This is a genomic window from Mycobacterium sp. RTGN5 (assembly GCF_033804465.1).
Lineage (GTDB): Bacteria > Actinomycetota > Actinomycetes > Mycobacteriales > Mycobacteriaceae > Mycobacterium.
Window position 1 is genome coordinate 1,292,485 of the sequence record NZ_JAPZLA010000001.1, and the last position, 16,823, is coordinate 1,309,307.

The window sequence follows — 16,823 nt, forward strand, 5'->3', positions numbered from 1 at the left end:
GTCACGGATAGCTGAGTATCGTGTACCGTACTCAGCTATGAACCTGCCGCCGCGATTGGCCGATCACCCGACCGTGCAGGCCGTGCGGGCCCGTCAACGTCAGGAACCGGCACGGGTGATCGACGCCGACTGGCTGCGTGAGCTGTGTCTGGCGGCCGGTGCCGACGATGTGGCCTTCGCCAGCGTGGACAATCCCGAGCTGGCCGGTGAACGCGAGCACGCCGAGGCGGCACTGCCGGGGACCCGCAGTTACATCAGCCTGGTCGTGCGGATGAACCGCGACAACGTGCGGTCGGTCGCCCGCAGCGTGGCCAACCAGGAATTCCATCGGACCGGCGAGCTGATCAACGAGGCCGCCCACCGGATCACCCGCACGTTGCAGGACGCCGGTCACCGCGTGCTCAACCCGTCGGCCACCTTTCCGATGGAGATGGACCGGTACCCTGGCCGGATCTGGGTGGTCGCGCACAAGCCCGTCGCGGTGGCCGCCGGGTTAGGGGTAATGGGTATCCACCGCAACGTCATCCACCCGAAGTTCGGCAACTTCATCCTGCTGGCCACCATTCTCGTCGATACGCCGGTCAGCAGTTACGGTGCCCCACTGGACTATTCGCCATGTTTGGAATGCAAGCTCTGCGTCGCGGCCTGCCCGGTCGGAGCCATCAAGAAAGACGGCGAATTCGACTTCGTTGCCTGCTCGGTGCACAACTATCGGGAGTTCATGGGCGGGTTCACCGATTGGGTACAGACCGTCGCCGACAGCGAGGATGGCGCTGACTTCCGTTCCCGCGTCACTGATTCGGAGAACGCCTCGATGTGGCAGAGCCTCGCGTTCAAGCCCAACTACAAGGCCGCCTACTGCCTCGCGGTCTGTCCTGCCGGCGAGGATGTCATCGAGCCGTACCTCGAGGATCGCAAGGGATTCATGGATCTCGTCTTGCGACCGCTGCAGGAGAAGCCCGAAACCCTTTACGTACTGCCGAATTCAGCAGCCAAGGAGTATGCGGAACGTCGCTACCCGCACAAGCCGGTCAAGGTCGTCGACAGTGGAGTCAAGGGTCGCGCGTAGGCTGGCCCGATGGTGCGCGCGCTCGGCTGGATCGGTGTGGTCGGTGCGGTGGGGGCGATGGTCCTGGTTCTCACTCTCGACGCCACGCTCGGCGGCCAGCAGTCCCGGCGTGGGGAATTGCGCGCGGCAACCATCTCCGAATACGTCTACACCTCGGGCAGCTGGGCCTTCGTTGTCGCGGTGCTGATGCTGGCCTGCGGTTCGGCGGCGCTGCTGTACGGCCTGATCCGGGCCGGGCGGATCCAGCCGCGATCGGCCGGTTCGGTGTTGATGGCGCTCTGGGTGCTGGGCCTCGTCGCTGTGGTTGCGTTTCCCAAGCACAACTTTGTCGCCGGGCCGAGCGCTTCCGGCACCGCGCACCGGTACGCGACCCTGATCGCGTTCGTCGCGTTGCCGCCGGCGGTGCTGTTGATCGCTCGCGGCCAGGCAATCACCGCCCGGGCGGCCAGGTGGCTTGCTGGGATCGGAATCGGTTGGCTGGCAGTGTTGTTCGGGGCGATCGCAGTCGGCATCGTCACGGGTCAACGGTGGTGGGCGTTGATCCCACTCGGCCTGGTCGAGCGCGGGATCGCCGGATTCGAGGTGGCCGCGCTGATTGCACTTGGGCTATGGCTGGTTCGCGGTGAGGGTGCCGGCGCCATCGCGTCGAGAACGTCGTAGACCTGCCACCACTGGGCCTCGTGCTGTAGCGGGGAGATCCGGCCCTCTTCCAGGGCGAGGTCGGCCTGATCGAGCGCGCGCGCCATCACGCGTAGCACCGAATACCGTCGGTCAACGTCGTCGTGGTCGTAGCCGGCCATGGTGCTGGCCCACAGGGTGCGCACCCGCACCCGCGTCTGATCCGCCAGCACGAATGTCAGTGCACCCGCGGCGATGTAGATCATCGACCCGGCGATCAGCGCGGTCTCGGGCATGCCGGCCAACTCGCCGGCGATCTGCAGGCCCACCCACAACACCGCACCCCACAGCGGCCAGGCTCGCCACATCCGCAGCAGTCGCCGCTCGCGGGCGGTGATGCCGGGTGGAAACACGACCAGGCGGTAGCGGGCCACACCATAGCGCGCGGGGTAGGCGTCGAAGGAACCCCAAACACGGGAAATGCTCACGCATTCAGGTCTACGTCGGCAGCGACGCCGGTTCAACGATCCCTACGGAATCCTGACGGCCGAGCGGCGAATCCTTACGCCGGCTCATACCGATGTCGCCGGCCCAGCGGCTCCGTTACCAGGCGTGCACCTGATTCTGGGCGGTCTCCAGACCGACCTCGATCAGCAGCTCGGTGGCGTCGGCGGCCTGCTCACAGATCGCCGGCACCTCGGTACGTTCGGCCGCGGCGAAGGCCTCCAGCACATAAGCGGCCGGATCCTTACGCCCCGGCGGTCGGCCGATCCCGATGCGCACCCGTTGAAAGTTCTTGGTGCCCAGGGAAGTCGCGATCGATCGCAATCCGTTGTGACCACCCTCGCCGCCACCGAGCTTCAGCCGGATCCGGCCGAAGTCGATGTCGAGCTCGTCGTGGATGACGATGATGTCGGCAGGCATCACCGAGTAGAACTTCGCCAACGGACCGACCTGGCGCCCGGACTCGTTCATATAGGTGCGCGGCTTGGCCAGCACGACGGGACGATGACCGAGTCGGCCGGTCACGATCTCCGCGCCAGAACGCTTGTGCACCTTGAACTGTGCGCCCATCCGCCCGGCTAGCAGGTCGGCCACCATGAAGCCGACGTTGTGCCGGGTCTTGGCGTATTGCGGGCCCGGGTTGCCGAGGCCGACAACCAGCAGGGGTTCGGCCATCCGGGCTTACTCGGCCTCGGCCGACTCGCCCTCGCCCTCGCCAGCCTCGGCTGCCTCGGCGGCCTGCTCTGCGATCGACTCGCCGCCGCCCTCGGACTCCAGCTCCTCAGCGGACGGCGCGGCGACGATGTTGGCGACCAGCAGGTCGGGATCGCTGACCAGCGTGACGCCCTCCGGCAGCTCGACGCGGCCGGCGGTGATCTGGGTGCCCTCCTCGACGCCCTCGATCGACACGACCAACTGCTGCGGGATCGACATGGCGTCAGCCTCGATCTCAATGGTGCTGGCTTCCTGCGTGACCAGGGTGCCCGATGCGGCTTCGCCCTCGAGCAGGATGTGGACCTCGACGGTCACCTTCTCGCCGCGACGGACGATCACCAGGTCGGCGTGCGTGATGCTGCGGCGGATCGGGTGCACGTCGAGGGCCTTGGTCAGCGCCAGCTGTTCCTTGCCGTTGATGTCCAGGGCCAGCACGGCGTTGGTGCCGGAGTTACGCAGGACGGCGGCGAATTCGCGCGCGTTGAGTTCGAGGTGCTGCGGGTCGGTGCCGTGGCCGTAGAGGACGACAGGAACCTTGCCGTCACGACGGGCCTGGCGCGACGCGCCCTTGCCGGTCTTGTCCCGGACGTCTGCGGTGAGCTTGCTAGTGGCGTTCTTGGCCATGATCGGTGCTCCTGTGTTGCCTGTTGTGGGTCATCCGCACGGAGAAGGCAGGCACCAAATCAAGAAGGTTGCCTCGTCGATAACGGTGGCTGGACCACCCTCGCCGTGACGCGGGCATAAGGGTAGCCGACTAGCGGGTCAGAGCGGAAATTCGATGGCCGTGAGCTGCTCGGATAGCCGCCACAGCGCGTTCGCGGTGGTCTGATTGCTGGCCAGCGGACTGCGCGGTGACTGCCCGGTCGGTCCGCGCATGCCGAACTTGGGGCCGATGAAGCTGTTGCCCGGCAGGTCCTGGCTGGCCGCATACAGCGTCTGGCGCGCGCCGAAGTCGGCGCTGGTGGCCAGCAGCGAGTTACCGGCATCCCAGACCCTGGTGCCCAACCGGTTGCCGGTCTGGCCCTGAAGGTTGGTGGCCGAGTAGCCGGGGTGCGCGGCGTAGGACTTCACCGTCGAGCCGGAACCGTCAAGGCGCCGCTGCAGTTCGCTGGTGAACTGCAGGTTGGCCAGCTTGGACTGGCCGTATGCCAGCCACGCCGAGTACGGCCGGGCTTTCCAGTTCAGGTCCTTGAGGCTGATCTTGCCAAGCAGGTGCATGAACGACGACACCGTGACCACCCGGTCGGTCACCTTGGGCAGCAGCAGGTTGGTCAGCGCGAAGTGGCCCAGGTGGTTGGTGCCGATCTGGCTCTCGAAACCATCCTTGGTCACTGCGTACGGGACGGCCATGATGCCGGCGTTGTTGATCAGGACATCCACGCTCTGCACGCCGTCTGCGAATTCCTTGATCGAGGCCAGATCTTGCAGATCGAGGCTGCGCACCTCGACGTCGCCGGTCATATCGGCTGCTGCCGCGGCGCCCTTGCTCACGGTGCGGCACGCCAGGATGACGTGTGCGCCGACGCGGGCGAGCTCTCGGGCGGTGACCAGACCCAGTCCGCTATTGGCCCCGGTGACGATGACGGTGCGTCCGGCGAATGACGGCAGATCTGCAGCGGTCCAACTCATGCCGATCACCCTATCTGCCTATTTCAGCGCGACAGTGAAGCCTTTGATGATCGCCTCGACATCGTCGGATGCGGCCGCGGCCTGGTCGGCCAGGGTGGTCACCGTGAGCTGCACCAGATAGCGCTGGAACTTCGGTGCCGCGGTCACCGGGATCACCACCCGGTTGTAGGAGTGCAGACGCTTGCCGTTGAGGTCGTAGCTGCCCTCGATCATCGCGGATGGGAAGCCATCGAAATCGGCGGTGGATGCATTGAGCTTGGTGAAGTTCTGCGACATCTCGGCGTCGGCGCCGGCGTGCTTGAGTGCCTCGCCCACATCGAAGTTGCCCGTGAGCTTGAAGACGATCACCATCGCCGTCGGGTACGTGTTGTTCTTGGCGATCACTTCGGTGCCGGGGGAGAAGTTCGAGTTGGAATATTTGGTCCAGCCCGGCGGCCGCGGCAGCGTCACGGTGATGTCGGTGAGCTTGTCCAGCGGAATCTGCTCGCCGGTAACCCCGACGCCGTAGAGGTATTCGGCGATGGGCTGCGGCTTGCCCGAGGCGCTCGCGGGTGCCGTCGTCGTCGCCGGTGTGGTCCAGACCGAGGAGTAGTCGGGCGGCCTGGATCCGCACGCCGCCACGGTCATGGCCAGCGCGAGGAAAAGGGCTGCGCTACGCGCTTTCACAGAATTTCGTGCACCGATTCGATCGGCCGGGCCAGGCGGGTGCCTTTGCCGGTCACCACGAACGGACGCTCGATGAGGATCGGGTTGGCCGCCATCGCGTCGAGCAACTCGCTATCGGTCGCCTCGGCGAGATTCAGCTCGGCGTAAAGCGATTCACGCTTGCGGACGGCAGCACGCACATCGATGCCGGCATCGGCGATCAGCTTGGCGATCTCGGCGCGTGACGGGGGCGTCTTCAGGTATTCGACGATGTTGGGCTCAATGTCGTTGCTGCGCAGCAGTTCCAGAGTCTTGCGTGAAGTGCTGCAACGAGGATTGTGATAGATGGTGCTGGACAACGCTACGCATCTCCGTCGAAAAGGCCTGTCACCGAGCCGTTTTCGAAGACCGCGCGGATGGTTCGGGCCAGCAGGGGTGCGATGGACAGCACCGTCAGCTGTGGGAACCGCTTGGCGTCGTCGATCGGCAGGGTGTTGGTGACGATGATCTCGCGCGCACCGCTGTCGGCGAGCCGCTCGCGCGCGGGGTCCGACAAGACGCCGTGGGTGGCGGCGATGATGACGTCTTTGGCGCCGTCGTTGTGCAGCAGCTTGACTGCGCCGGCGATGGTGCCGCCGGTGTCGATCATGTCGTCGGTCAGCACGCAGGTCTTGCCCGCCACGTCACCGACGACCCGGTTGGACACCACCTGGTTGGGCACCTTCGGGTCGCGGGTCTTGTGGATGAACGCCAGGGGCGTGCCACCCAGCGCGTCGGCCCACTTCTCGGCGACCCGCACGCGGCCGGAATCCGGCGAGACCACGGCGACGTTCTCGCAGTTGTAGTTCTCCCTGATGTAGCCGGTCAGCAGCGGCTGTGCCCGCATGTGGTCGACCGGGCCGTCGAAGAAGCCCTGGATCTGGTCGGTGTGCAGGTCAACGGTGACGATGCGGTCGGCGCCCGCGGTCTTGTACAGGTCTGCGACCAGGCGGGCCGAGATGGGTTCGCGGCCGCGGTGTTTCTTGTCCTGGCGGGCGTAGGGGTAGAAGGGCAGGATCGCGGTGATTCGCTTGGCGCTGCCGCGCTTGAGCGCGTCGATCATGATCAGCTGTTCCATCAGCCACTTGTTCAGCGGCGCCGGATGCGACTGCAGGACGAACGCGTCGCAGCCACGCACCGATTCGTCGAAGCGGACGAAGATCTCACCATTGGCGAAGTCTCGCGCGGTCTGCGCGGTGACCTCGATGTCGAGCTCCTTGGCGACCTGTTCGGCCAGCTCCGGGTGCGCTCGACCCGAGAAGAGCATCAGATTTTTGCGGTTGTCGGTCCAGTCCGTGCCCACTGTGCGCTGCCCTTGCCGGTCGGAGATCGATACGGCCCAATCGTACGGTGCTAGGTCCCCGGGTTACCAAAAAGGCAACATCTGGCGACGCTGATCACTCGATGGCGTCACCGGCTGGGGCCTGCTTAGCCCTCGCGGCGGCCTCCGCCGCTTGGGCTCGATTTGCGGCCTCCGCCGCGGGACTGCCCGGGCGCTTGCGTTGCACCCAGTCCTCGATGTTGCGCTGCGGCCCCGCCGACACGGCCAGCGCGCCGGGCGGCACGTCGTCGCGCAGCACGGTTCCTGCGCCGGTGTAGGCGCCGTCACCGACGGTGACCGGTGCGACGAACATGGTGTCCGAGCCGGTGCGCACGTGCGAGCCGATCGTGGTGCGGCTCTTGTTCTCGCCGTCGTAGTTGACGAAGACGCTGGAGGCACCGATATTGCTGTGCTCGCCGATGTCCGCATCGCCCACATAGGTCAGGTGCGGCACCTTGGTACCGGCCCCGATCACCGCGTTCTTGGTCTCGACGAACGTCCCGAGCTTGCCGGCCACACCGAGGTCGGTGCCGGGGCGCAGGTACGTGAACGGCCCGACCGTCGCCCGGTCGGCGATCGTCGACTCGCTGCCGTGGGTGCGGATCACCGAGGCGTCGTTGCCGACGCTGACGTGGGTGAGTGTGGTGTCGGGGCCGATCTCGCAGCGGGCGCCGATCCGGGTGGCGCCCAGCAGCTGGGTGCCGGGCTGGATGACGGTGTCGCCGCCGATGGTGACGTCGACGTCGATCCAGGTGGTCAGTGGGTCGACGACGGTGACGCCGGCGCGCTGATGAGCAGCCACCACGCGGCGGTTGAGTTCGCGCGCCAGATCGGACAGCTGCACCCGGTCGTTGACGCCGGCGACCAGGGCCGCATCGTCGACGTGCTTGGCGTGCACGACCCGATGGTCGGCGCGCAGGATCGAGATGACGTCGGTCAGGTAGAGCTCGTGCTGGGCGTTGTCGGCCGAGAGCCGGCTCAGCGCCGATCGCAGTTCGGTGATGTCGAAGGCGTACACACCGGCGTTGACCTCGCGGATGGCGCGCTGCTGCGGGGTGGCGTCGGTTTCCTCGACGATGGCGATGACCTCGCCGTCCTGGGTGCGCAGGATCCGGCCGTACCCGGTCGCGTTGGGCAGCGTGGTGGTCACGACGGTCGCCGCCGCGCGTTGGCCGCGATGGTTGGCGATGAGCTCGGCCAGGGTTTCGGCGTCCAGCAGCGGCACGTCTCCCGACGTCACGACGACGGTGCCGGCGAAATCGGGGGGCAGACCGGAAAGGCCGCACAGCACCGCGTGCCCGGTGCCCAGCTGCTGTTCCTGCACCGCGACCTCGATAGCGCGGCCCAATGGCTCGGCCAGCCCGGCAACGACCGGGCCGATGCGTTCGCGATCCTTGCCGAGCACGACCACCAGGTGCTGGGGTGCGACCTTGGCCACCGCGTGCAGGGCGTGCGACAGCATGCTGCGGCCGCCGAGGGTGTGCAACACCTTGGGGGTCTCGGAACGCATGCGGGTGCCGGCGCCGGCGGCCAGAACCAGGACGGCGGCATCGGTGTGTGTGGTCATCAAAGACCTCCCATAAATGCGCTCCCCAGCAGATAGTCGCTCGCCGAGAGCTCGCTCCGTCGCCAGGACTCGAACCTGAACTATCTGAACCAAAATCAGAGGTGCTGCCGATTACACCACGACGGACTGGCCGAAATGTCCGCCTGAGACTCTAGTGCAAGCGGCTAGGCTCCTTCGGAGGGCAGGAGCGCAGCGACCCGGGAAGGTACACAGCGTGGCAGCACCGGAGAAGGAGCCGAAGGCGCCGCGCGCCCGAATGACCGGCACCGAACGTCGCCGCCAGCTGATCGACGTGGCCCGCACACTGTTCGCCGAACGCGGCTACGAGGGCACCTCGATCGAGGAGATCGCCCAGCGCGCGAACGTCTCCAAGCCCGTCGTCTACGAGCACTTCGGCGGTAAAGAGGGCCTGTACGCGGTGGTGGTCGACCGCGAGATGTCCGCTCTGCTCGACGGCATCACGGCGTCGCTGACCAACAACCGCTCCCGGGTGCGCGTCGAGCGGGTGGCGCTGGCCCTGCTGACCTACGTCGAGGAGCGCACCGACGGCTTCCGCATCTTGATTCGTGACTCACCGGCCGCGATCAGCACCGGCACCTACTCGAGCCTGCTCAACGACGCGGTCGGTCAGGTGTCCTCGATCCTGGCCGGCGATTTCTCCCGCCGCGGCCTCGATCCCGGATTGGCGCCGCTCTACGCCCAGGCGCTGGTCGGCTCGGTCTCGATGACCGCGCAATGGTGGCTGGACACCAGAGAGCCGAAGAAGGAAATGGTCGCCGCCCATCTGGTGAACCTGATGTGGAACGGGCTGACTCATCTGGAAGCGGATCCGCAGTTGGAGGGCGAATAGCGGCGCCAGCCGGAATAATGACGTCACGTCGAACAGACTGTCGGGGGCTGACAGGAGGGGACGACGCCGTGGTCGGCAACGGGGAGAGTATCGACCAGATCGGGGCTCGGCTGGCAGCCGCCGAGCGCCTCGAGGATGTCCAGCAGGTGGTCAAGGTGGCCGCGCGCCGCCTTGCCGATGCGCACGGTGCGACCTTCGTGCTGCTGGACCGCGATATGTGTTACTACGCGGACGAGGATTCGATGAGTCCGCTGTGGAAGGGACAACGTTTCCCTGTCTCGGACTGCATCAGCGGCTGGGCGATGATCCACCGCACGGCGGTGACGATCTCCGACATTCGCCGCGACGACCGGATCCCGCAGGAGGCCTACCGGCCGACCTTCGTGCGCAGCCTGGTCATGGTGCCCATGCTGGCGGCCGATGCGGTGGGTGCCATCGGGGTGTATTGGGCACGGCCCGGTCAGCCTCATCCGAACGTCGTTGAGTCGCTACGGCGTCTGGCTGACCTTGCGGTGGCGGCGCTGCAGCGGTTCCCCGAAGGCATTCCCGACCCCGGCTTCAAGGTCGCCGCACTGAACGCGGCCGGCGGCGACTAGACCCGACGCGACCTGCGTCACAGCGCTCGGGCGAATCGCGGCCCGCCGCAACGCCTTCGGTGGTCTTGCCTAGGATGGGGGGATCATGACCGCACCGGGGCACCAGTATGTCCAGACCCCGTTAGCCGGGCTGGTCGATTTGGCGCTCACCGCGCCGGCTTTCGTCGAACTCGCGCAGCGCGCTGTCGACCGTCCCGAAGAACTCACGATGGTCGGGCCGTCCAGCGCGCAGCTGTATGCCGCGTGCGCGCTGGCCCGCGGCGGTCCACTGCTCGTGGTGACCGCGACCGGGCGCGAGGCCGACGACCTGACCGCCGAACTGCGCGGCGTCTTCGGCGACGCGGCCGTGATGTTCCCGTCCTGGGAGACGCTGCCGCACGAGCGGCTCTCACCCGGCGTTGACACCGTGGGCGCCCGCCTGATGGTGCTGTACCGGCTGGCGCACCCCGACGACGCCCGGCTGGGGCCGGCACTGCGCGTGGTGGTGACGACCGCGCGCTCACTGCTGCAGCCGATGGCGCCCGATCTGGCCGACATCGAGCCGGTGACGCTGCAACTCGGTGCGGAGTTCGACTTCGACCAGCTGGTCGCGCGGCTGGTCGAGCTGGCGTACACCCGCGTCGACATGGTCGGCAAGCGCGGCGAGTTCGCCGTCCGCGGCGGCATCCTCGACATCTTCCCGCCGACCGCCGAGCATCCGGTCCGGGTGGAGTTCTGGGGCGACGAGGTCAGCGAGATGCGGATGTTCGCGGTCGCCGACCAGCGCTCGATCCCCGAGATCGACGTCGCCACCGTGGTCGCGGTGCCCTGCCGTGAGCTGCTGCTCACCGACGAGGTGCGGGCCCGCGCGACCAAGCTCATCGAGACGCGCCCGCCGGATGACAACCACATCACCGGCAGCGTCGGGGAGATGCTGACCAAGATCGCCGAAGGCATCCCGGTCGACGGGATGGAGGCGTTGCAGCCGGTACTGCGACCGGACGAACTCGCGCTGCTCATCGATCACCTGCCCGCCGACACTCCCGTATTGGTGTGCGACCCGGAGAAGGTGCGCACCCGCGCGCACGACCTGATCAAGACCGGGCGCGAGTTCCTCGAAGCGTCGTGGTCGGTCGCCGCGATCGGCGGTGACGCCCCGATCGACGTCGAGCAGCTCGGCGGGTCCGGCTTCCGGGAGCTCGAAGACGTCCGCGACGCGGCCCGGGCGAGCAACCGCCCGTGGTGGACGTTGAGCCAGCTCGCCGCCGAGAGCGCCGTCGAGCTCGAGGCGCGCAGCGCCCCGTCGGCGCGCGGGCAGCAGAGCAGTGTCGACGAGATCTTCGCGATGCTGCGCGCGCACGTGCTCACGGGTGGTTACGCCGCCGTCGTCGCACCCGGCACCGGCACCGCCCACCGAGTCGTCGAACAGCTCGGCGAGCGCGATACCCCGGCCGCCATGCTCGAGCCCGGCCAGGCCCCCAAACAAGGTGTGGTGGGCGTGCTCAGGGGCCCGCTGCACGACGGCATCGTCGTGCCGGGCGCCAACCTCGTGGTCATCACCGAAACCGACCTGACCGGCAACCGGGCCACCGCCCCCGAAGGCAAGCGGCTGGCCGCCAAGCGCCGCAACACCGTCGACCCGCTGGCACTGACCGCAGGCGATCTGGTGGTGCATGACCAGCATGGGATCGGGCGGTTCATCGAGATGGTCGAGCGCACCATTGGCGGTGCGCGCCGCGAGTACCTGGTGTTGGAGTACGGCTCCAGCAAGCGGGGGCAAGGAGCCGACAAGCTCTTCGTGCCGATGGACTCCCTCGATCAGCTGTCACGCTACATCGGCGGCCAGGAGCCCGGCCTGAGCCGGCTCGGCGGCAGCGACTGGACCAACACAAAAACCAAGGCGCGCAAGGCCGTTCGCGAGATCGCCAGCGAACTGGTGTCGCTCTATGCCAAGCGTCAGGCCGCCCCAGGGCATGCTTTCGGACCGGACACCCCATGGCAGGCCGAGATGGAGGATGCGTTCGGGTTCACCGAGACCGTCGATCAGCTGACCGCCATCCACGAGGTCAAGAACGACATGGAAAAGCCGGTCCCGATGGATCGGGTCATCTGCGGTGACGTCGGCTACGGCAAGACCGAAATCGCGGTACGGGCGGCGTTCAAGGCCGTGCAGGACGGCAAGCAGGTGGCGGTGCTGGTGCCCACCACGCTGCTGGCCGACCAGCACCTGCAGACGTTCACCGCGCGGATGGCTGGTTTCCCGGTGACCGTGAAAGGACTGTCGCGGTTCACCGATACCACCGAATCGCGGGCGGTGCTCGACGGGATGGCCGACGGCAGCGTCGACATCGTGATCGGCACCCACCGGCTGCTGCAGACCGCTGTGCGCTGGAAAGACCTCGGCCTGGTGGTTGTCGACGAGGAACAGCGCTTCGGTGTGGAGCACAAGGAACACATCAAAAGCCTGCGCACCCACGTCGACGTGCTGACGATGAGCGCCACCCCGATCCCGCGGACCCTGGAGATGAGCCTGGCCGGCATCCGGGAGATGTCGACGATCCTCACCCCGCCCGAGGAGCGCTACCCGGTGCTGACCTATGTCGGCGGGCACGACGACAAGCAGGTCGCCGCCGCACTTCGCCGTGAGTTACTGCGTGACGGGCAGGTCTTCTACATCCACAACCGGGTCAGCAGCATTGACTCTGCGGCCGCCCGGATCCGGCAGCTGGTGCCCGAGGCGCGGGTGGTGGTCGCGCACGGCCAGATGCCGGAAGAGTTGTTGGAGCGCACCGTCGAAGGCTTCTGGAACCGCGAATACGACATCCTGGTCTGCACCACGATCGTCGAGACCGGACTGGACATCTCGAATGCCAACACTCTGATCGTCGAACGTGCCGACACCTTCGGCCTGTCCCAGCTGCATCAGCTGCGCGGGCGGGTGGGCCGCAGCCGCGAGCGCGGCTATGCCTACTTCCTGTACCCGAAGGAGATGCCGCTCACCGAGACCGCCTACGACCGGCTGGCCACCATCGCGCAGAACAACGAACTCGGCGCGGGTATGGCAGTTGCGTTGAAGGACTTGGAGATTCGCGGCGCGGGCAATGTGCTCGGTGTCGAGCAGTCCGGCCACGTCGCCGGGGTCGGATTCGACCTGTACGTCCGGCTGGTGGGCGAGGCGGTCGAGGCGTATCGGGCGGCTGCCGACGGAAAGACGGTGACCACGGTCGAGGAACCCAAGGATGTCCGGATCGACTTGCCGGTCGACGCCAACCTGCCGCCCGAGTACATCGCCAGTGACCGGCTGCGGCTGGAGGCCTATCGCCGGCTGGCCGCCGCTGCCGACGATGCCGGCATCGTCGCGGTCGTCGAGGAACTGACCGACCGCTACGGACCGCTGCCCGAGCCCGCCCAGCGGCTGCTGGCGGTGGCGCGCCTGCGTCTGCTGTGTCGCGGTTACGGGGTGACTGAAGTGTCTGCCACCGGAAGTGGTTCCGCCACAACGATTCGGGTGGCACCGCTGACGTTGCCCGACTCTGCGCAGCTGCGCCTGAAGCGGGTGTATCCCGGTGCCGCCTACCGTGCGACGACCTCGACGGTGCAGGTGCCGATCCCACGGTCGGGCAGTGGCGTCGGTGCGCCGCGGATCCGTGACCTCGAATTGGTGCAGATGGTTGCCGATCTGCTTCGCGCACTTGACGGACAACCGCATGGCGAGCTTGATATAACGACCTTCACACCGGCTGGCGCAGAGAAGGGAGATCGGCGGTGACCGTGATCCTGGTCGATCCGCGCCGTCCCTCGCTGGTGCCCGTCGAGGCCGTCGAACTACTCAGCGGCGACGTGCAGTACACCGAGGAAATGCCGGTCAAGGTGCCGTGGTCGCTGCCGTCGGCGCGGTCACTATTCACCAGCGGCCGGGAAAAGCCGGCTCCGGTGCTGCTGTCCTCGGATCGGCAGCATCCTGAGGTGCGGGCCCGGTTGGCCGCCGGCGAGCGGCTGATCGCCGTGCCGGAGCCGCAACCCGGCGAGCGGTTGGTCGACGCGGTGGCGATCATGGACAAGCTGCGTACCGCCGGGCCCTGGGAGGGCGAACAGACCCACGACTCGCTGCGGCGCTACCTGCTGGAGGAAACCTACGAGCTGTTCGACGCCGTGCGCGGCGGCAACCTCGTCGAGTTGCGTGACGAGCTCGGAGATGTGTTGCTGCAGGTGCTTTTTCACGCCCGGATCGCGCAGGAAGCGACGCAACATGCGTTCACCATCGACGATGTCGCCGATGCGCTGGTGCGCAAGCTCGGCAATCGGGTGCCCGCGGTATTGGCCGGCGAATCGATCTCACTGGAAGACCAGCTGGCTCAGTGGGAAGAGCGCAAGGCCTTGGAACACAGCAGCGGGCGGGTGTCCTGTGTGGACGACGTGCCGACCGGTCAGCCGGCGCTGGCGTTGGCGCAGAAGGTCATTGCCCGGGTTTCGACCGCGGGCCTGCCGGCACAGTTCATCCCGGCGTCGATCGTGACGGTGACCGTGGCGGCCGACAAGGACGCCGAAAACGAGCTGCGCACCGAGGTGCTGGAGTTCATGGACACCGTGCGCGCCGTCGAACGCGCGATCGCGGCGAACCGCCGCGACACCGATGCGCCCAGCCAACTCGACGCCGCCGCGCCGCTGGGGCCGGTCAGTGCCGACGAGTGGCGCAGGCATTGGCCGTCACCGGCCGACGAGCCGCTGGAACTGCCGCTGGTGCCCGAGCTGGTCTCCGGCGATGAGGATCTGCTCGACGATCTCGAAACCGTGCTTGTCGCAGGAGAAGACGAGGAATTCGAGGTGCCCGAGCTCGCCGTCGAGGACGTCGACCTGGCCGATCAGCCGAGCAGCGTCGAACCCCAGTAGTCGCTGTCCCGCAGACCCGGCGGGATGGCGAAGATCGCACTGCCGTTGTGGGTGATGTACTCGTTGAGCGCATCGCGGCGGGCCAGTTCCATCTGCATCGGGATGAACTGGGTCAGCGGGTTACGCACGAACGCGATGAAGAACAGCCCCGCATCCAGGTGGCCGAATCCGTCGGAGCCGTCGGTGAAGTTGTAGCCGCGGCGCAGGATCCGGATGCCGTTGAGGTGCTGATGCGACGCCAGCCGCACGTGGGCGTCGACGTCGATCAACGGGGTGTCCTTGTTGTCGACGATATCGAGGTTGAGCTCCTCGAACTCCTGGGTCAGCCCGTTGGGTGCGCCGCTGCCCTTCTGTCGGCCGATCACCCGCTCCTGCTCGAGAAGCGTTGTGCGGTCCCAGGACTCGATACGCATCCGGATCCGGCGGCTGATCATGTAGCTGCCGCCGGTCATCCAGTCCGGTCCGTCGCCCTTTTCCACCCACACCTGCTGGTTGACCTGGTCGGTGTCCTCGGCCTTGATGTTGTTGGTTCCGTCTTTGAACCCGAACAGGTTCCGTGGCGTGGCCTGCTCACGAGTGGTCGACGAGGTACGGCCGAAGCCCAGCTGGGAGTAGCGCACCGCCACCGTGCCGAAGCCGACCCGGGCCAGGTTGCGGATGGCGTGCACCGCCACCTGCGGATCGTTGGCGCACGCCTGCACCACGATATCGCCGCCGCAGCGGGCCGGATCCATCGTCTCGTTGGGAAACTTCGGCAGGTTTTCCAGCAGCTGCGGCTTCTGGCCCGCGATACCGAAGCGGTCCTTGCCGTCCTTGAGGAAGAACGTCGGACCGAACCCGATGGTCAGCGTCAGCTGCGACGGCGGTAGACCTAGCGCCTCACCGGTATCCGACGGTGGCGCATAGGGATTGAGCCCGATGGCGCCGTCGCGGACGGCCTCTTCGCCGGCGGTCATCCGCTCGGCCATGCCCGTCCACTCCTTGAGCATGGCGACGACGTCAGCCTTGGAGTCGGTGGTGAGGTCGAAGCTGGCGAAGTGCATCCGGTCCTGGGCCGGGGTGACGATCCCGGCCTGGTGGTCGCCGCGGAACGGCACCGGTTTGTCCAGCCCGGCGGTGTGCGAGTCGGCCGCCGACGCCCGCCCGGCCAGCGCCCCGGCGCCGGCCGCGCCGACCACCGCGGCGGTCACCCCGGCGGCACCGAAGAGCTTGCGTCGGGACAGGCCAGATGACGCCGGCTGGGCCGGCGTCATCTCGTCATCGCTATTGGGGGGCAATGACACCTTGCACCTGGCTGACGTTCTTGCTCAGCGCGTCGATCGCACGCGAGAGTTCTTGGCGCTGAGGCTCGGTCACCGTGTCGTACAGCACGAACCCATCACCCTGGCGGTACTTGGCCAGCAGCGCCTCGACGTCGGTGAAGCCCTTGTCGACCTGCTTGCCCAGCTCGGCGTTGCGGCTGTCGAGGATCGGGCGCACCGACGCGACGGCGGTCTGTGAACCATCCACGTTGGCCTGGAAGTCCCACAGGTCGGTGTGGCTGAAGATGTCCTCTTCACCGCTGATCTTGCTGGCCGCGATCTCGTCGAGCAGACCCTGTGCGCCACCGGCGATCTGGGTGGAGTCGATGGTCCAACCCGGCGCCTTGACGCCGTCGTTCAGTTCCTTGACGTCGGCCACCAGCTGATCGGCGAGCGCGTTGGCATCGGGCTGCAGGCCGGTGACCCACAGCTGCTTCTCCAGGGCGTGGAAGCCGGTCCACTTCTGGCCGGGTTCCACGTCGGCCTCACGCAGGTCGATGCGCGGGTCGAGGTCGTTGGGGAACGACTCGGCGACCGGCTCAATGCGCTCGTAGTAAGTGCGGGCGATCGGGTACTGCGCCTTGGCCGCCGCGACGTCACCCTTCTTGATGGCGTCGACGAACAGCTGGGTGGCGGGCACCAGTGCGTCGGTCTGGCTGTTGACGTACCGCTTGTAGCTGTCGGCAGCTTCCTTGAACTCGCCCTTCTCGTCGACCGCGACGGAGTTGCCGGTCACGGTGAAGTCGCCGCGGAGGCCGTCGCCGATCATGCCTGGCTTGCACGCGGTCTGGTACTTGCCCGGCTCGCCGAGCTGAACGACCAGCTTGCGCTGCAGGCCGGGGGAGATGTTCTCGACCTCGCCCATCACCCGCTCGCCCTCGCCGTACACGTAGAACTCGGTGACCTTGGTCCCGTTGTTGGTGATCACGAAGGTGCTGGGCCCGGTCCCGGACTGGGTGCCCGACAGCTTGCACTCGGTGTCGGAGGCGTTGACGGTGATCTCGGAGGGCGCCTTGGTGCTCGAGTCCGCGGACTTGGTCTCTTTGGCCGTGCAGGCGGCCATGGAGATTCCGGCCAGGATCGCCGCGGTAGCGGCAGTAC

Annotated in this window: 15 protein-coding genes, 1 tRNA gene and 1 pseudogene; 6 read left to right on the forward strand and 11 right to left on the reverse strand. The window is 67.2% G+C overall.

Features of this window, described 5'->3' with window-relative positions:
• Positions 1-37: 37 nt before the first annotated feature.
• Both SLQ31_RS06360 and SLQ31_RS06365 read left to right on the forward strand, forming a co-directional pair.
• Positions 38-1,069, forward strand: coding sequence for an epoxyqueuosine reductase (locus SLQ31_RS06360; protein ID WP_319430623.1), 1,032 nt, complete (start codon positions 38-40; stop codon positions 1,067-1,069).
• 9 nt (positions 1,070-1,078) lie between these two features.
• Positions 1,079-1,729: a DUF998 domain-containing protein gene (locus SLQ31_RS06365; protein WP_319430624.1), complete on the forward strand. Its 651-nt coding sequence runs from the start codon at positions 1,079-1,081 to the stop codon at positions 1,727-1,729.
• Between the two features lie 41 nt (positions 1,730-1,770).
• Here SLQ31_RS06365 and SLQ31_RS06370 read toward each other — a convergent pair.
• From SLQ31_RS06370 to SLQ31_RS06410, 9 genes and pseudogenes are all read right to left on the reverse strand, one after another.
• Positions 1,771-2,175: pseudogene (locus SLQ31_RS06370) on the reverse strand (DUF6611 family protein); the annotation flags it as partial.
• A 115-nt stretch (positions 2,176-2,290) separates the two neighbouring features.
• Positions 2,291-2,866, reverse strand: a complete 576-nt coding sequence (gene pth / locus SLQ31_RS06375; protein WP_319430625.1) for an aminoacyl-tRNA hydrolase — start codon at positions 2,864-2,866, stop codon at positions 2,291-2,293.
• A gap of 6 nt (positions 2,867-2,872) precedes the next feature.
• Positions 2,873-3,529 (reverse strand): 50S ribosomal protein L25/general stress protein Ctc, encoded by a 657-nt coding sequence (locus tag SLQ31_RS06380; protein ID WP_319430626.1) that lies wholly within the window; start codon positions 3,527-3,529, stop codon positions 2,873-2,875.
• Positions 3,530-3,667: 138 nt separating this feature from the next.
• On the reverse strand, positions 3,668-4,534 hold the full coding sequence (locus SLQ31_RS06385; RefSeq protein WP_319430627.1) for an oxidoreductase: 867 nt from the start codon (positions 4,532-4,534) through the stop codon (positions 3,668-3,670).
• A gap of 18 nt (positions 4,535-4,552) precedes the next feature.
• Positions 4,553-5,200, reverse strand: coding sequence for an LpqN/LpqT family lipoprotein (locus SLQ31_RS06390; protein ID WP_413641516.1), 648 nt, complete (start codon positions 5,198-5,200; stop codon positions 4,553-4,555).
• Positions 5,197-5,538 carry an arsenate reductase (glutaredoxin) gene (arsC, locus tag SLQ31_RS06395; protein WP_319430628.1) on the reverse strand — a complete coding sequence of 114 codons (342 nt, stop codon included), beginning with the start codon at positions 5,536-5,538 and terminating at the stop codon, positions 5,197-5,199. Before arsC ends, SLQ31_RS06390 begins: the two co-directional genes overlap by 4 nt.
• Before the next feature lie 2 nt (positions 5,539-5,540).
• Positions 5,541-6,521 (reverse strand): ribose-phosphate diphosphokinase, encoded by a 981-nt coding sequence (locus SLQ31_RS06400; RefSeq protein ID WP_319430629.1) that lies wholly within the window; start codon positions 6,519-6,521, stop codon positions 5,541-5,543.
• A gap of 94 nt (positions 6,522-6,615) precedes the next feature.
• Positions 6,616-8,106, reverse strand: a complete 1,491-nt coding sequence (gene glmU / locus SLQ31_RS06405) for a bifunctional UDP-N-acetylglucosamine diphosphorylase/glucosamine-1-phosphate N-acetyltransferase GlmU (protein WP_319430630.1) — start codon at positions 8,104-8,106, stop codon at positions 6,616-6,618.
• A 54-nt stretch (positions 8,107-8,160) separates the two neighbouring features.
• Positions 8,161-8,232 (reverse strand) — tRNA-Gln (locus tag SLQ31_RS06410).
• 130 nt (positions 8,233-8,362) lie between these two features.
• Between SLQ31_RS06410 and SLQ31_RS06415 the strand changes: the two genes are divergently transcribed.
• The 4 genes from SLQ31_RS06415 (at position 8,363) to SLQ31_RS06430 (ending at position 14,421) form a co-directional block, all read left to right on the forward strand.
• Positions 8,363-8,956, forward strand: coding sequence for a TetR/AcrR family transcriptional regulator (locus SLQ31_RS06415; protein WP_319432885.1), 594 nt, complete (start codon positions 8,363-8,365; stop codon positions 8,954-8,956).
• 68 nt (positions 8,957-9,024) lie between these two features.
• Positions 9,025-9,552: a GAF domain-containing protein gene (locus tag SLQ31_RS06420; RefSeq protein ID WP_319430631.1), complete on the forward strand. Its 528-nt coding sequence runs from the start codon at positions 9,025-9,027 to the stop codon at positions 9,550-9,552.
• Between the two features lie 85 nt (positions 9,553-9,637).
• Positions 9,638-13,300 carry a transcription-repair coupling factor gene (gene mfd / locus SLQ31_RS06425; protein WP_319430632.1) on the forward strand — a complete coding sequence of 1,221 codons (3,663 nt, stop codon included), beginning with the start codon at positions 9,638-9,640 and terminating at the stop codon, positions 13,298-13,300.
• The gene (locus SLQ31_RS06430; protein ID WP_319430634.1) at positions 13,297-14,421 is read left to right on the forward strand and encodes a nucleoside triphosphate pyrophosphohydrolase; all 1,125 of its coding nucleotides are present in this window, start codon (positions 13,297-13,299) and stop codon (positions 14,419-14,421) included. The genes mfd and SLQ31_RS06430 overlap by 4 nt, the downstream gene beginning before the upstream one ends.
• On the opposite strand, the gene efeB is transcribed toward SLQ31_RS06430, so the two are convergent.
• Together efeB and efeO are read right to left on the reverse strand one after the other, a co-directional pair.
• Complete coding sequence (efeB, locus tag SLQ31_RS06435) at positions 14,394-15,674, reverse strand: iron uptake transporter deferrochelatase/peroxidase subunit (RefSeq protein ID WP_319430635.1); 1,281 nt, start codon at positions 15,672-15,674, stop codon at positions 14,394-14,396. The genes SLQ31_RS06430 and efeB overlap by 28 nt on opposite strands.
• Before the next feature lie 10 nt (positions 15,675-15,684).
• Positions 15,685-16,785 (reverse strand): iron uptake system protein EfeO, encoded by a 1,101-nt coding sequence (gene efeO / locus SLQ31_RS06440; protein ID WP_413641898.1) that lies wholly within the window; start codon positions 16,783-16,785, stop codon positions 15,685-15,687.
• Between the last annotated feature and the right edge of the window lie 38 nt (positions 16,786-16,823).

Bases quoted from the DNA above. Each gene is read 5' to 3' on its own strand.
- efeB (WP_319430635.1), bottom strand. From the start codon at position 15,674: ATGACGCCGGCCCAGCCGGCGTCATCTGGCCTGTCCCGACGCAAGCTC.
- SLQ31_RS06385 (WP_319430627.1), bottom strand. From the start codon at position 4,534: ATGAGTTGGACCGCTGCAGATCTGCCGTCATTCGCCGGACGCACCGTC.
- glmU (WP_319430630.1), bottom strand. From the start codon at position 8,106: ATGACCACACACACCGATGCCGCCGTCCTGGTTCTGGCCGCCGGCGCC.
- mfd (WP_319430632.1), top strand. From the start codon at position 9,638: ATGACCGCACCGGGGCACCAGTATGTCCAGACCCCGTTAGCCGGGCTG.
- efeO (WP_413641898.1), bottom strand. From the start codon at position 16,785: ATGGCCGCCTGCACGGCCAAAGAGACCAAGTCCGCGGACTCGAGCACC.
- pth (WP_319430625.1), bottom strand. From the start codon at position 2,866: ATGGCCGAACCCCTGCTGGTTGTCGGCCTCGGCAACCCGGGCCCGCAA.
- SLQ31_RS06365 (WP_319430624.1), top strand. From the start codon at position 1,079: ATGGTGCGCGCGCTCGGCTGGATCGGTGTGGTCGGTGCGGTGGGGGCG.
- SLQ31_RS06380 (WP_319430626.1), bottom strand. From the start codon at position 3,529: ATGGCCAAGAACGCCACTAGCAAGCTCACCGCAGACGTCCGGGACAAG.
- SLQ31_RS06360 (WP_319430623.1), top strand. From the start codon at position 38: ATGAACCTGCCGCCGCGATTGGCCGATCACCCGACCGTGCAGGCCGTG.
- SLQ31_RS06415 (WP_319432885.1), top strand. From the start codon at position 8,363: ATGACCGGCACCGAACGTCGCCGCCAGCTGATCGACGTGGCCCGCACA.